This is a genomic window from Pseudomonas sp. NS1(2017) (assembly GCF_002269425.1).
In the GTDB taxonomy this organism is placed as follows: domain Bacteria; phylum Pseudomonadota; class Gammaproteobacteria; order Pseudomonadales; family Pseudomonadaceae; genus Aquipseudomonas; species Aquipseudomonas reactans.
Genome location: NZ_CP022960.1, coordinates 1961411 through 1976090, shown reverse-complemented (window position 1 = coordinate 1976090; position 14680 = coordinate 1961411). Strand labels below are relative to the sequence as shown.

The following is a 14680-nucleotide window of genomic DNA, read 5'->3' as shown; positions in this document are numbered from 1 at the left end:
GGCTCCTTAAAAGGTCCGTGGATTACTCGTCAGCGTTATCGCTGTTGTCGCTGTCATCACTATCAGCGCTATCAGCGCCTTCGTGCTCAGGACGGTCGCGACGCTCACGGCGCTCACTGCGGTTTTCTTCAGCCTTGAGCATCTCGGATTGGCCGGTAACGGCTTCTTCGCGACGGATGACCAGGTTACGGATCACAGCATCGTTGTAGCGGAAGTTGTCTTCCAGCTCGGCCAGGGCCTTGCCAGTGCACTCAACGTTCAGCATCACGTAGTGAGCCTTGTGAACATTGTTGATTGCGTAGGCCAGTTGACGACGGCCCCAATCTTCCAGACGGTGGATTTTGCCGCCGTCTTCTTCGATCAGCTTGGTGTAACGCTCAACCATGCCGCCGACTTGCTCGCTTTGATCCGGGTGGACCAAAAAGATGATTTCGTAATGACGCATGAATGCTCCTTACGGGTTGTAGCCTGCCGCTCAAAAACGGTCAGACAAGGAGTGAATGACACTTATGGATCTTGCCGCAGGGAGGCACATCGGTGCCTGCCAGGAAGGCAAGGGGCGCAATTGTAGAGAAGGGGGAGGAAGCGTGCAAGGTGATTGGTGATTATTTGAACAATCTTCCAAACACCACAGGCCAATTGTAGGAGCCGGCTTGCCAGCGATGGCGTCCGGAAGATCGCTATCGCCGGCAAGCCGGCTCCTACAGTCGAGAGGTTTACTTCTTCGGTTTGGCCTTGGCCTTCGCACCGCGTTGGCGCTGGGCTTCAAACAGGCACACGCCGGTGGCGACCGACACGTTGAGACTGCTGACGCTACCGGCCATCGGCAAATGCACCAGGTAATCGCAGTGCTCACGAGTCAGGCGACGCATACCTTTGCCTTCGGCGCCCATGATCAGGATGGTCGGCCCGGTGAGGTCCTGGTCATAAATGCTGACCTCGGCCTCGCCTGCCGTGCCCACGACCCACAGGCCACGCTGCTGGAGTTTCTCCAGAGTGCGCGCCAGGTTGGTCACGGCCACCAACGGAATCACTTCCGCCGCGCCGCAGGCAACCTTGCGCACAACCGGCGTCAGGGTGGCCGACTTGTCCTTGGGCACGATCACCGCCAGCGCGCCGGCAGCGTCCGCCGAACGCAGGCAAGCGCCGAGGTTGTGCGGATCGGTCACGCCGTCCAGCACCAGCAGCAACGGCGCACCTTCGGTACGGTCGAGCAGCTCGTCGAGCATTGCTTCGCCCCAGACCTGGCTCGGGCTGACGTCCGCGACCACGCCCTGGTGAACGCCTTCGACCCACACGTCCATTTCGCGACGCTCGGCCTGACCGATGGCAACCTTGTTCTGGGTCGCCAGTTCAACCAGCGCTTGTACGCGCGGCTCGCTACGGCCTTCAGCCAGCCACACTTGCTTGACGCGTTTCGGGTGGTGACGCAGCAGTGCTTCTACGGCGTGCACGCCGTAGATTTTTTCCAGACTCATGACTTGGCCTTAGGTTTGCGCGACCCGCCGCTCTTGGCAGGGCCCGAACCCGCTTTTGGCGGGCCTTTACGGTGTTTACTTGGCTTGCTCGACGGCTTTTCCGCCCCGTGGGACTTTCCCCCAGACGCCGCTTTACCACCGCTTTTGGCTTCGTTGAGCAACTGCTGCTTCAACTCGCGACTCTTGCGCAGCTCGGCGTTCTTCGCCGCAGCGTCGCTTGGGCGGTAGGCTTCAGGGGCCTTTTCCTTGGTTGTCGAGCGACGGCCAGTTTTGGCTGGCGCAGGCTCGGCGGTCGCTGCTTTAGCAGGCGCGGCCTTGCCTTTGCTGGTCGGTTCGCTGCCACGTTTTTTACGGCTGCCCGGCGACTCGGCTGGCTTGTCGGACATGCCGAAGTCGATCTTGCGCTCATCAAGATCGACGCGCATGACCTGCACTTCCACGGTGTCGCCCAGACGGAAGCTGCGACCGGTGCGCTCGCCCGCCAGGCGGTGGTGCACAGGGTCGAAGTGGTAGTAGTCACCCGGCAAGGCGGTGACGTGCACCAGGCCTTCGACGTAGATGTCGGTCAGTTCAACAAACAGACCAAAGCCGGTCACGGCCGTGATCACGCCAGGGAACGTCTCGCCTACACGATCCTTCATGAACTCGCACTTGAGCCAGTTCACCACGTCGCGGGTGGCTTCGTCGGCGCGGCGCTCACTCATGGAGCACTGCTCGCCCAGCTGTTCCAGGGCCGCTTCGTCGTACGGATAGATCCGTGCCTTGGGAATGGTCATGGCACCGGCACGCTTGACGTGCGGGGTGTTCTGCTTGGAGTGGATCACACTGCGGATCGCGCGGTGCGTGAGCAGGTCCGGGTAGCGGCGAATCGGCGAGGTGAAGTGGGTGTACGCCTCGTAATTCAGGCCGAAGTGGCCTTGGTTATCGGCGCTGTACACCGCCTGGCTCAGGGAGCGCAGCATGACGGTCTGGATCACGTGGTAATCCGGACGGTCCTTGATGCTGGCTAGCAGCGCCTGATAGTCCTTCGGCGTCGGGCCGTCCTTGCCTTTGTGCAGGGACAGACCGAGCTCGCCGAGGAAGGCGCGCAGTTTTTCCAGGCGCTCCGGCGGCGGGCCGTCGTGCACGCGGTACAGAGCAGGAATTTCGTGCTTCTTCAGGAATTCAGCGGTGGCCACGTTGGCCGCCAGCATGCATTCCTCGATCAGCTTGTGCGCATCGTTACGCGTGGTCGGGGTGATTGCGGCGATCTTGCGCTCGGAACCGAAGACAATCCGGGTTTCCTGGGTTTCAAAATCGATCGCGCCTCGTACGTGACGAGCGCCCAGCAACACCTTGTACAGCGCATAGAGCTGCTTGAGGTGCGGCACCACACCGGCGTATTCGCTGCGCAGGGCCTTGGCTTCGCTGGTCTTCGGCGTTTCCAGGATGGTGCTGACCTTGTTGTAGGTCAGGCGCGCCTGGGAGTGGATCACCGCTTCGTAGAACTGGTAGTCGGTCATTTCGCCGGTTTTCGAGATGGTCATCTCGCACACCATGGCCAAACGGTCGACTTTCGGGTTCAGGGAGCACAGGCCGTTGGACAACTGCTCGGGCAGCATCGGGATCACGCGCTCAGGGAAGTACACGGAGTTGCCGCGCACCTGGGCTTCGTTATCCAGGGCCGAACCGATCTTCACGTAGCTGGACACGTCGGCAATCGCGACGAACAACTTCCAGCCACCGGAGAACAAGCGCAGCTTGCCGGGCTTGGCTTCGCAGTAGACCGCATCGTCAAAGTCGCGGGCGTCTTCGCCGTCGATGGTAACGAACGGCAGATGGCGCAGGTCGATGCGTTTTTCTTTGTCTTTCTCTTCCACTTCAGGCTTGAGCTTGCCGGCTTCTTTGAGCACAGCCTCAGGCCAGACGTGAGGAATATCGTAGGTGCGCAGCGCCACGTCGATTTCCATGCCCGGCGCCATGTAGTTGCCGACCACTTCAACGATATCGCCCTGGGGCTGGAACCGCGCGGTGGGCCAGTGGGTGATCTTCACCTCGACGAACTGGCCGACCTTGGCGGCGCCATTGCGGCCCGGGGTGATCAGCACTTCCTGCTGGACCTTCGGGTTGTCTGGCACGACAAAACCGATGCCGCCTTCTTCGAAGTAACGGCCGACGATGGATTCGTGGGCACGGGACACTACCTCGACGATCACGCCTTCACGGCGACCGCGACGGTCCAGGCCGGAAACGCGCGCCAGGGCACGGTCGCCATCGAACACCAGGCGCATTTGCGCCGGGCTCATGAACAGGTCATCGCTGCCGTCGTCCGGGATCAGGAAGCCGAAGCCGTCACGATGGCCGGCAATGCGGCCCAGGATCAGGTCGAGCTTATCCACAGGCGCGTAAGTGCCACGGCGGGTGTAGATCAGTTGAGCATCACGCTCCATGGCACGCAAACGGCGGCGCAGGGCTTCGAGCTGGTCTTCGGTGGTCAGACCGAATTCTTCAACCAACTGCTCGCGGCTAGCAGGCGAACCCCGATCGGCGAGATGCGCCAGGATCAGTTCGCGGCTAGGAATAGGGTTTTCATATTTTTCCGCTTCACGAGCGGCCTCGGGATCGAGGGACTGCCAATCGGCCATTAGAGAGTTTTCACCTTGTCTATATGCGGGTTAGTTTGGCATACGCGTATTGAAACGGGAAATTTCAGACGCCAACAAGCCTTTTAAAGCCCTTTGCAGGCCCCGGCGGGCACCTTGCACGACCACTGGCGAAATTTTCCAGGCTTTTTTCGTGGCAGGGCTTTACAGCTTAAAATCCCCTCCGTATAGTGCGCGCCATCGACGACGGCAACGTTGTCTGATAATGCCCAGGTGGTGAAATTGGTAGACACGCCAGCTTCAGGTGCTGGTGATCGCAAGGTCGTGGAAGTTCGAGTCTTCTCCTGGGCACCAAATTCAGATCAAACCCGCGAAAGCGGGTTTTTTCGTTTCAGCCCTTTGATTTTTAACGGAAAACTTGATTTATTTTTTCGAATCAGGGGTTTACAGATCAAAAAGCCCTCCGTATAGTTCGTCCCATCAACAGCGCAAGCGCTGCTGATAATGCCCAGGTGGTGAAATTGGTAGACACGCCAGCTTCAGGTGCTGGTGATCGCAAGGTCGTGGAAGTTCGAGTCTTCTCCTGGGCACCAAATTCAGATCAAACCCGCGAAAGCGGGTTTTTTCGTTTCAGCCCTTTGATTTTTAACGGAAAACTTGATTTATTTTTTCGAATCAGGGGTTTACAGATCAAAAAGCCCTCCGTATAGTTCGTCCCATCAACAGCGCAAGCGCTGCTGATAATGCCCAGGTGGTGAAATTGGTAGACACGCCAGCTTCAGGTGCTGGTGATCGCAAGGTCGTGGAAGTTCGAGTCTTCTCCTGGGCACCAAATTCAGATCAAACCCGCGAAAGCGGGTTTTTTCGTTTCCGGGCTTGAAAAACCTGACCTGAATCTTTCCCAGCGATTTGCCCCCTCGCCCGCACCTGAGAAACTTTATCGTTTATCCTTGTAAGTATTTGTTGCATACAAGTGAGGAACAACCCGGATGATGATCCGCGATACCCATCTCAAGACATCCCTTCTGCGTGGCCTGACCATCACTCTGCTCGGCCTGACCCTGCTCTCGCCCACCGCCTATTCCGCCGACAAGGTTTCCCTGACCCTATACAACGGCCAGCACAAAGAAGTCGGCGATGAACTCGCCAAAGCCTTCGAAGCCAAGACCGGCATTCACGTCAACGTGCGCAAAGGCAGCAGCAACCAGCTCGCCAGCCAAGTCGTGGAAGAAGGCGATCGCTCGCCTGCCGACGTGATCTACACCGAAGAATCGCCACCGTTGAACAAACTCGGTGAACAAGGCCTGCTGGCCAAGATCGACGCCAGCACCCTCGACGTATTGCCCAAGGATTATGTCGGCGCCAATGGCGACTGGATGGGCGTGACCGCCCGCACCCGCGTCGTGGCGTTCAATCCGAAATTGATCGCGGAAAAAGACCTGCCGAAATCGGTGCTGGATTTTGCCGACCCCGAGTGGCAAGGCAAGGTCGGCTTCGTACCCACCAGCGGCGCATTCCAGGAACAGGCCGTGGCGATCATCAAGCTGCACGGGCGTGAAGCCGCCGAAGAATGGCTGACCGGCCTGCGCGCCTTCGGCAAGGTGTACAGCAACAACATGGTCGCCCTCAAAGCCGTTGAAAATGGCGAAGTGGCTACCGTGCTGGTGAACAACTACTACTGGTTCGCCCTGAAGAAAGAAAAAACCAACCTGGACTCCCAACTGCATTACTTCACCGATGGCGATGTCGGCGGCTTGATCACCGTATCTTCGGCGGCGGCACTGAAATCCAGCAAGCATCCGAAAGAAGCCCAGCAACTGCTGGCCTTCATGGCCAGCGAAGAAGGCCAGCGCGTCATCACCAACACCTCGGCCGAATACCCGCTGCGTAAAGGCATGGAATCCAGCCGTGGCCTCAAGCCGTTCAGCGAGCTGCAACCGCCCAAAGTCACCCCCGCAGACCTGGGCAACGCCGAAGAAGCCCTGGACCTGGAACGTGACGTTGGCTTGAACTGATGAACCCATCGCTACCCGCCCCCGCCCTGCGCGGGGGTTTCAGCCCAAGGCGCAAGCGCCCGTCGATCTGGTTGTTGCTGCCCGTACTGTTGCTGGTCGGCTTGAGCCTGCTGCCACTGGCCTATGTCGGGCTCAAGGCGTGGCAAGCCGGGTGGGCGGAGGCGGTGCACCTGCTGTGGCGGCCGTATGTGTTCGGGTTGCTGCGCAATACCTTGGCGTTGATGATCGGGGTCACGGTGACGTGTGGCGTGATCGGCCTGTCCCTGGCCTGGCTGCTGGAGCGCAGCAATCTGCCGGGACGACGTATCTGGGGCGTGATCCTGTGCCTGCCGTTTGCGGTGCCGGCGTTTGTCAGCAGCTTTACCTGGGTATCGCTGAGCGCCAGTTTCGAAGGGCTTGGCGGGGCCATCCTGGTGATGAGCCTGTCGAAATACCCGTTGGTGTTTCTGCCAGTGGCAGCGACCTTGCGCAATCTTGACCCGTCCCTGGAAGAGTCGGCCCGCACCCTGGGACTGAATCGCTGGGGCGTATTCTTTCGCATCACTTTGCCGCTACTGTGGCCGTCGCTGCTGGCCGGGGCATTGTTGATTGCGCTGCATATGCTGGTGGAGTTTGGCGCGCTGTCGATCATCGGCTTGCAGACCTTCACCACCGCGATCTACCAACAGTTCGAACTGGAGTTCAGCAATGCGAATGCCGCAATGCTCTCGGCTGTGCTGCTGGTGATGTGCCTGACATTGCTGTGGCTGGAGTTGCGTGCGCGCGGCAAGGGCCGGCATGTGCGTATCGGCCAGGGCGCGGCGCGGCATGCGGAGCAGGTTCGACTAGGTCAATGGACGCCATTGGGTCAGGTTTATTGCCTGGCGCTGGCGATCATCGGCAGCGGGATTCCGCTGGGGATGCTCGGTTATTGGTTGGCAGTGGGATCTTCTGCCGCCTTCCCGGTAGCAGAAATCGGTGAAGCGCTGCTGTCCTCATTGGCACTGTCCCTGGGCGGCGCCGCGCTTTGCCTGGTGCTGGCGGTGCCGGTCGGTCTGCTGGTGGTGCGCTACAAAGGCCAACTGGCGATCTGGGCCGAACGCCTGCCGTATCTGCTGCACGCCCTGCCCGGATTGGTGATTGCGCTGACGCTGGTGTACTTCGCCCTGCACTATGTGCCGGCGCTGTACCAAACCTCGGCATTGTTGTTGATTGCTTATGCGCTGCTGTTTCTGCCGCTGGCCCAGGCGCCGATCCGTACCGCGCTGAACAAGGCTGCTCCGCAGCTTGAAGAGGCTGCACGCACGCTAGGGGCTTCATCGTTCAGTGCGTTTTGCCGGGTGACCTTGCCGATTATTTTCCCGGCCTTGGGTGCGGCGTTTGCGCTGGTGTTCCTGGATGCGATGAAGGAATTGACCGCGACGTTGCTGCTTAGCCCGACAGGGTTGAATACATTGGCGACGGCGGTGTGGGCGCATACCTCGAATGTAGAGTTTGCGGCGGCGGCGCCTTATGCGGCGTTGTTGATTCTAGTGTCGGGGTTGCCGGTGTATTTGCTCACGACTCGGATGTATCTGAGCCGTTGAGATCGCTTTCGCGAGCAAGCCCGCTCCCACATTTTGAAATGCATTCCAAATGTGGGAGCGGGCTTGCTCGCGAAGGGGCCGGCACTGACGACGCTAAGCCCTGAACTGCCCCAGGCTCGCCTTCAACTGCGCCGCCAACCCATCCAGCACCTTGCCACTGGCGGTGGTCTCAACCACCGCCTGGGCGGCACGTTCGGCCTGGGCATGGATTACCTCGACCCGCCCACGCACCGCATGGGCACCCTGGGCCTGATGCTCAGCCGCGCGCGTCGCCAAGCCAATCGCCGCATGCACTTGCTCCACCGAGGCCTGCACCGTCTGCTGCAAGCGCACGCTGTCACGCAGCACCAGCAAACCTTCATTAGCCTGACGCCCAGCCTTGCCGATGGTTTCCACCGCCTCCCGCGCGCCTTGCTGCAGCGCCACGATATGCGCCTGAATATCGCCCGTGGAGCTTTGCGTCTTGCTGGCCAGCGCACGCACTTCATCCGCCACCACCGCAAAGCCGCGACCGGTCTCACCAGCACGCGCCGCCTCGATGGCCGCGTTGAGCGCCAACAGATTGGTCTGCTCGGCGATGCCGTGAATCACGGTCAACACCACCTCGATCTGCTGGCTTTGCTGGGCCAGGCGCTCGATGACCGTGGAGCCCGCTTGTACTTGGCCCGCCAGCGCCTCGATCAAACTGCCGACCTCAGCCGAGGTCCGCGAGTTCTCATCCGTGGCCTGGCGAATATCCACCACCTGCTGCAACGCCGCCTGCATCGCATGGCTCTCGGCCTGCGCTTCGTCGGCCATCTGCGACAGTGCGCGCAAGCTCTCGGCCACTTCATCGCGCTGTAAACCGGCCGCAGCGTCAGCACCGGCATTGCGCAAGGTCATGGCGCCGATTTCCACGCCAGTACGCTGGGCCACATCCCCCGCCTCGCGCACGATGGGCTGCAACTTATCCACAAAGCGATTGACCGCCGAAGCCATGTCGCCGATTTCATCCTTGCTGCTGATTTGCACACGTTTGGTGAGATCACCCTCGCCCGCCGCCAGGTCGTCCATGGCAGCGATCAGCAGCTTCAAGCGATTGACCACACGGCGGCCCAACACGATGGCGATCAGCAGCAACACGCCGAAACCGACCAGCGCCAGGCCCATTCCAATGCGCCAGCGCAAGGTGCCGGCAGCGTCCTGGACGGCGCTGGTGGTGTTGGCGGTCATTTGGGTGGCGGTGGCTTGAGCGGATTGCAGGCGCGCGCCCATGGCGGCAGCGCTATCGGCCGCTGCGCCCTTGAGGCTGTCGCCCACCAACTGGTCACCGCTGGCGATCAGTGCGGCGAAGCGCTTATCCAGAGCGGCCAGATCAGCCTCCACTGCGGCCGTGGACACCCCCATGCGCACCTTACCGATCTCCACGCCGTTGGGGCTGATGGACGCTTCAACATAGAACACCGAAGGGTCATCTTTCGCCGCATCCAACACTTTATCCAGGGCGCGGTCACCTTTGCCTTTTTCCAACAGCGCCTGGTTAATCGGGTTTTCACGGTTGAGGTAGCGGGTCAGATGCTCACCCGCAGCGTCGTCATAGACCACGAACAGCACGTTGGGGTTGCGCTGGGCACGCCGGGCGAACTCCGACAGCGTCGGCACGTCGCTGTCCCACATAGCGCGGGGCGCCACCGAAGCCAACAGTTGCGCCATGTCATTGGCGGAGTCTTTCAGGTCTTTTTCCAGGGTCGCACGCAGTTGCTTCTGCTCTTCCTGCAGGCGGGTTGAAAGCCCCGCTGTCAGACGCTGACGGGTACTGGTCGACAAGCTGTCCAGGCTGGAGGTGACTTCTTTACCGGCCTGGGCCAATTCACCCGACAGTTTCTGGCTGTCGATACCCAGGCGATTACCCAAATCAGCTTCCAACGCTGTGACGGTGCTTCGCGTCAGGGCGACGGCAACCAACACTTGCACCAAAAGGGCGATACCTAGGGTAACGAACACCGGCCGCAACAGACGGCTTTGTAACAATGAGAGAACGGCAGACATCGGGAATCCCTCCACCACGGGTGCCATTAATTTGATAGCACCGCGAAAGAAAGAACCAAAGCAAGGGTCGTGCCGCCCAGGCGACAGAAACGACAAAGGGCTCCCGAAGGAGCCCTTTGCTTTTTACATCAACAGCTTATTAAGCGAACGGGTGACGCAGAACGATGGTTTCGTTGCGATCCGGACCTGTCGAAATAATGTCAATCGGCGCACCGATCAACTCTTCGACACGCTTGATGTAGGCACGGGCGTTAGCTGGCAGCTCTTCCAGGGTCTTGGCGCCCACGGTCGATTCGGTCCAGCCCGGCACTTCTTCGTACACTGGCTGCAGGCCTACGTAGCTGTCGGCGTCGGTCGGAGCAACATCATTACCGTTTGCGTCTTTGTAGCCAACGCAGATATTGATGGTTTCCAGACCGTCGAGTACGTCCAGCTTGGTCAGGCAGATGCCCGAGATGCTGTTCACATCGATAGCGCGACGCAGGATAACGGCGTCGAACCAGCCGCAACGACGAGCACGGCCGGTGGTCGCGCCGAATTCGTGACCTTGCTTGGCCAGGTGAGCGCCGACGTCGTCGAACAGCTCAGTCGGGAACGGACCCGAACCTACGCGAGTGGTGTAAGCCTTGGTGATGCCGAGGATGTAGTCCAGGAACATCGGGCCAACGCCCGAACCGGTCGCAACGCCGCCAGCGGTGGTGTTGGAGCTGGTCACGTACGGGTAGGTGCCGTGGTCGATGTCCAGCAGGGAGCCTTGGGCGCCTTCGAACATGATGTCTTTGCCGGCGCGACGCAGGTCGTGCAGCTCGGCAGTCACGTCCAGCATCAGCGGCTTGAGCAGCTCAGCGTATTCCTTGCACTCGGCCAGGGTTTTCTCGAACTCGATGGCTGGCTCTTTGTAGTAACCGACCAGCATGAAGTTGTGGTAATCCACCAGTTCACGCAGCTTGTCTTCAAAGCGCGGCATGTTGAGCAGGTCGCCCACACGCAGGCCACGACGTGCAACCTTGTCTTCGTAGGCTGGGCCGATGCCGCGACCGGTGGTACCGATCTTCAGCTCGCCACGGGCCTTTTCACGGGCCTGGTCCAGCGCAACGTGGAACGACAGGATCAGCGGGCAGGACGGGCTGATACGCAGGCGCTCGCGCACCGGTACGCCTTTCTCTTCCAGCTTGGTGATCTCACGCAGCAGGGCGTCAGGTGCAACCACCACGCCGTTGCCGATCAGGCACTGCACGCCTTCGCGCAGTACGCCCGACGGGATCAGGTGCAAGACGGTTTTTTCGCCATCGATGACCAGGGTGTGGCCAGCGTTGTGGCCACCTTGGTAGCGCACTACGGCGGCAGCATGTTCGGTCAGCAGATCAACGATCTTGCCTTTGCCCTCATCACCCCATTGGGTGCCCAGGACTACGACATTCTTACCCATAACACTTGTCCTCATTCGCGCAAACTTGGTGCCGGCGATGGCCGGCAGGAAAACTCAAGAAGCCAGTGGCGATACTTGCCAAAGCCCGTTCTGCAGAATCAATTGCCGGTCGCAGTCCGCATCACGGGCGGCGGCCAATGGCTGCCCAGGCAACGCCTGGACGACACGCTGACCCTCACTGCGCAACTGGCAAACCTGCTGCCAGAGTGCTGCGTCCGTACTGTCGGGCATCCAGATGCCACCAGACGGTAGCTCGACCTCAGCACGCCCCAGGGTCACCAGGGTTTTCAAATCGGTGGAGAAACCAGTGGCCGGACGCGCACGACCAAAGTCGGCGCCGATATCGTCATAACGACCACCTTGGGCGATGGCTTGGCCAACACCCGGTACAAATACAGCGAACACCACACCGGTGTGGTAGTGGTAGCCGCGCAACTCACCCAGGTCAAAGTACAGCGGCAGCTCCGGGAAGCGCGCCGACAACTGCTCGGCAATCGCCAGTACGTCGTCCAGTGCAGCCAGAACCGGCGCTGGCGCCTTGGCCAGGCGCTCACGGGCAGCCACCAGCACTTCACGGCCGCCGCACAGGTTGACCAGTGCACGCAGCATGTCAGCCAGATCGGCAGGCACGCCAGCGGTCAGGGCAATCACCTCATCGATGGCCTTGCGTTGCAGGGCATCGAACAACTGTTGCTCCACCTCACCGGACAAACCGGCCGCACGGGCCAGGCCACGGTAGATACCGACGTGACCCAGGTCCATGTGGACATCCGGCACGTCGGCCAGTTGCAGCATGGCCAGCATCAGGCTGATCACTTCAACGTCGCTGCTCGGGCTGGCATCGCCGTACAACTCGGCGCCCAACTGAATCGGACTACGGGACGACGACAAGGCACGCGGCTGTGCATGCAGCACACTGCCGGCGTAGCACAGGCGGCTCGGACCTTCGCGACGCAGGGTGTGCGCATCGATGCGCGCCACTTGCGGCGTGATGTCGGCACGGAAACCCATTTGCCGGCCCGATTGCGGGTCGATGACCTTGAAGGTGCGCAGATCCAGGTCCTGGCCCGCGCCGGTCAGCAGGGATTCCAGGTACTCGATATGGGGGGTCACGACAAACTCGTAACCCCAGCTCTGGAACAGATCCAACACCTGGCGGCGCGCTACTTCAATGCGCGCAGCTTCTGGTGGCAGTACTTCTTCGATGCCATCTGGCAGCAGCCAGCGGTCTACCGTTGCCATTACGCCATTCCCCTTTGATCCGGGCGGCCAGCCCTCGGCCGAGCCTTGAGTGAAGCAGAAAACACCCGCCCCCTGCATAAACCACGCGCAAGAGCGACGTGACGAGCGGCCTGTAATCGGCCTCGTCGGGCACTTTCCTCGAAAAACCTGTCACGCCTGCCGAATCAAACATGCAGACGCAAAAAAGCCGGGAATTTCCCGGCTGCCGCATCATACACCCGTTTTCTGAAAGGATCACCCCGCCAGGCGTTTTAGCCGCCCGACGGGAGTGAAACCTACAGAATCACAGGCCGGTTACTTGGACTTTTCCAGGTAGCGGAAGAAGTCGCTGCTTGGGTCCAACACCATGACGTCGGTTTTGTTCGCGAAGCTTTCACGGTAGGCGCGCAGGCTACGGTAGAACGCGTAGAACTCCTGGTCCTGGCCGTAGGCCTTGGCATAGATCGCCGCGGCTTGAGCATCGCCATCACCACGGGCCTCTTCAGACTCGCGATAAGCTTCGGCCAACAGTACACGGCGCTGACGGTCGGCATCCGCACGAATACCTTCTGCCAGCTCGTTACCCTTGGCGCGGTGCTCACGGGCTTCACGCTCACGCTCGGTGCTCATACGCTCGAACACGCTGCGGTTCACTTCCTTCGGCAGGTCGATCGCCTTGACCCGGACATCAACCACTTCGATGCCCAGCTCTTTTTCCGCCATCGTGTTCAACGAACGCGTGATGTCAGCCATCAGCGCGTCGCGCTCACCGGATACCACCTCATGCAGGGTGCGCTTACCAAACTGGTCACGCAGGCCCGATTCCAGACGGCGCGACAAACGCTCGTCGGCAATCTGCTTGAGGCCGGAGGTCGCGGTGTAGAAGCGCTCGGCATCCTTGACGCGCCACTTGGCGTAGGCGTCAACCATCACGGCTTTCTTTTCCAGGGTCAGGAAGCGCTGTGTCGGTGCATCCAGGGTCATCAGGCGGGCGTCGAACTTGCGCACCTGGTTGACGTAGGGGACTTTCACATGCAGGCCCGGCTGGACATCCGCCTGGACCACGCGACCGAATTGCAGCAGCACCGCACGCTCGGTCTGAGCCACGATGTAGAAGCAGTTCCAGGCAGCGATGACCACGACGACGCCCACAATCAGGGCGGTCAGCGATTTATTGCTCATCAACGACTCTCCCTGGTACGTGTTTGCTGTTGCAGCAAGTCAGCGGCCGCACGGGCGCTCGCTTCATTGGCAGCGGCATTGGAACCGGTGGACGGTGCGCTGGTGCTGCTACGACCACCTTCGATCATCTTGTCCAGCGGCAGGTACAGCAGGTTGTTCTGCCCACCTTTGCTGCCGGTCACGAGAACCTTGCTGGTATTGCTGAAGACTTCCTGCATGGTGTCCAGGTACAGACGCTCACGCGTGACTTCCGGTGCCTTGCGGTACTCGGCGACCAGCTTGGTAAAGCGATCCGCCTCACCCTTGGCGCGGGAGACCACTTCGTCGCGGTAACCGTTGGCATCCTCTAGGATGCGCTGGGCCTGACCACGGGCTTCCGGCACGACGCCGTTGGCGTAGGTTTCAGCCTGGTTGCGCGAACGCTGCTCGTCTTCACGGGCACGGATCACGTCATCGAAGGCTTCCTGAACTTCGCGCGGTGCAGCGGCGCTCTGTACGTTCACCTGGGTGACGGTGATACCGGTGCGATAGGTATCGAGGAACCGTTGCAGGCGCTCCTTGATCTCGCTGGCCATCAATTCACGACCTTCGGTCAGCACCTGGTCCATCGCGGTCGAACCGACGACGTGGCGCAGGGCACTTTCAGTGGCGTGTTGCAGGCTGATTTCCGGCTGATCAACGTTCAGCACGAAGTCCTGCAGGTTGCTGATCTTGTACTGCACGGTCAGCGGCACTTCGACGATGTTCTCGTCTTCGGTCAGCATCTGGCCCTGCTTGGTGTAGGCACGCTCACGCGTGACGTTTTCCATGTACTTCTTGTCGATCGGCGGGAAATAGATGTTCAGGCCGGGGCCGACAGTCTCGTAGTACTTGCCGAAGCGCAGCACCACGGCCTGCTCCTGCTCGTCCACCACGTACACGGCGCTGTATAGCCATACGGCCGCCAGCACGACAAGACCCAGGCCCAGCAGGCCATAGCCGCCGCCCTTGCTTGTGCGACCGCCGTCGTCACCACCACGTTTTTTTCCACCACCGAACAACCCATTCAGGCTTTCCTGCAGCTTTCGGAAGGCCTCGTCGAGATCTGGTGGCCCCTTGCGGTCGCCATTATTGCGGCGTTTACCACCCCAAGGATCCTGATTATTCGAGTTGCCACCCGGCTCATTCCAAGCCATAGCGC

At 60.5% G+C, this 14680-nt stretch carries 10 protein-coding genes and 3 tRNA genes; 5 read left to right on the top strand and 8 right to left on the bottom strand.

Annotated elements, in window-relative coordinates:
* Positions 1 to 22 precede the first annotated feature (22 nt).
* The 3 genes from rpsF to rnr all read right to left on the bottom strand — a co-directional run bounded on the left by rpsF (position 23) and on the right by rnr (position 4102).
* On the bottom strand, positions 23 to 445 hold the full coding sequence (gene rpsF / locus CI807_RS09375; RefSeq protein ID WP_003236224.1) for a 30S ribosomal protein S6: 423 nt from the start codon (positions 443 to 445) through the stop codon (positions 23 to 25).
* Between the two features lie 271 nt (positions 446 to 716).
* On the bottom strand, positions 717 to 1478 hold the full coding sequence (rlmB, locus tag CI807_RS09370) for a 23S rRNA (guanosine(2251)-2'-O)-methyltransferase RlmB (RefSeq protein WP_003188074.1): 762 nt from the start codon (positions 1476 to 1478) through the stop codon (positions 717 to 719).
* On the bottom strand, positions 1475 to 4102 hold the full coding sequence (rnr, locus tag CI807_RS09365; protein ID WP_095014477.1) for a ribonuclease R: 2628 nt from the start codon (positions 4100 to 4102) through the stop codon (positions 1475 to 1477). Before rnr ends, rlmB begins: the two co-directional genes overlap by 4 nt.
* 225 nt (positions 4103 to 4327) lie before the next feature.
* On the opposite strand from rnr, the gene CI807_RS09360 reads away from it, so the two are divergent.
* From CI807_RS09360 to CI807_RS09340, 5 genes are all read left to right on the top strand, one after another.
* Positions 4328 to 4414: transfer RNA gene (locus CI807_RS09360), tRNA-Leu, on the top strand.
* A gap of 152 nt (positions 4415 to 4566) precedes the next feature.
* Positions 4567 to 4653, top strand: a tRNA-Leu gene (locus tag CI807_RS09355).
* A 152-nt stretch (positions 4654 to 4805) separates the two neighbouring features.
* Positions 4806 to 4892 (top strand) — tRNA-Leu (locus CI807_RS09350).
* Positions 4893 to 5049: 157 nt separating this feature from the next.
* A complete protein-coding gene (locus tag CI807_RS09345; protein WP_095014476.1) occupies positions 5050 to 6075 on the top strand; it encodes an iron ABC transporter substrate-binding protein in 1026 nt (341 codons plus the stop codon).
* Positions 6075 to 7640, top strand: a complete 1566-nt coding sequence (locus CI807_RS09340) for an iron ABC transporter permease (protein ID WP_095014475.1) — start codon at positions 6075 to 6077, stop codon at positions 7638 to 7640. The genes CI807_RS09345 and CI807_RS09340 overlap by 1 nt, the downstream gene beginning before the upstream one ends.
* Before the next feature lie 93 nt (positions 7641 to 7733).
* Here the strand turns inward: CI807_RS09340 and CI807_RS09335 are convergent, their stop codons facing one another.
* From CI807_RS09335 to hflK, 5 genes are all read right to left on the bottom strand, one after another.
* Positions 7734 to 9668, bottom strand: coding sequence for a methyl-accepting chemotaxis protein (locus CI807_RS09335; protein WP_095014474.1), 1935 nt, complete (start codon positions 9666 to 9668; stop codon positions 7734 to 7736).
* A gap of 139 nt (positions 9669 to 9807) precedes the next feature.
* Positions 9808 to 11097 carry an adenylosuccinate synthase gene (locus CI807_RS09330; RefSeq protein ID WP_095014473.1) on the bottom strand — a complete coding sequence of 430 codons (1290 nt, stop codon included), beginning with the start codon at positions 11095 to 11097 and terminating at the stop codon, positions 9808 to 9810.
* 54 nt (positions 11098 to 11151) lie between these two features.
* Complete coding sequence (locus tag CI807_RS09325; protein WP_038850728.1) at positions 11152 to 12339, bottom strand: ATP phosphoribosyltransferase regulatory subunit; 1188 nt, start codon at positions 12337 to 12339, stop codon at positions 11152 to 11154.
* A gap of 294 nt (positions 12340 to 12633) precedes the next feature.
* Positions 12634 to 13500, bottom strand: coding sequence for a protease modulator HflC (gene hflC / locus CI807_RS09320; protein ID WP_010213607.1), 867 nt, complete (start codon positions 13498 to 13500; stop codon positions 12634 to 12636).
* Entirely contained in the window at positions 13500 to 14675 is a 1176-nt protein-coding gene (hflK, locus tag CI807_RS09315) for an FtsH protease activity modulator HflK (protein WP_028615515.1), read from the bottom strand. Before hflK ends, hflC begins: the two co-directional genes overlap by 1 nt.
* Between the last annotated feature and the right edge of the window lie 5 nt (positions 14676 to 14680).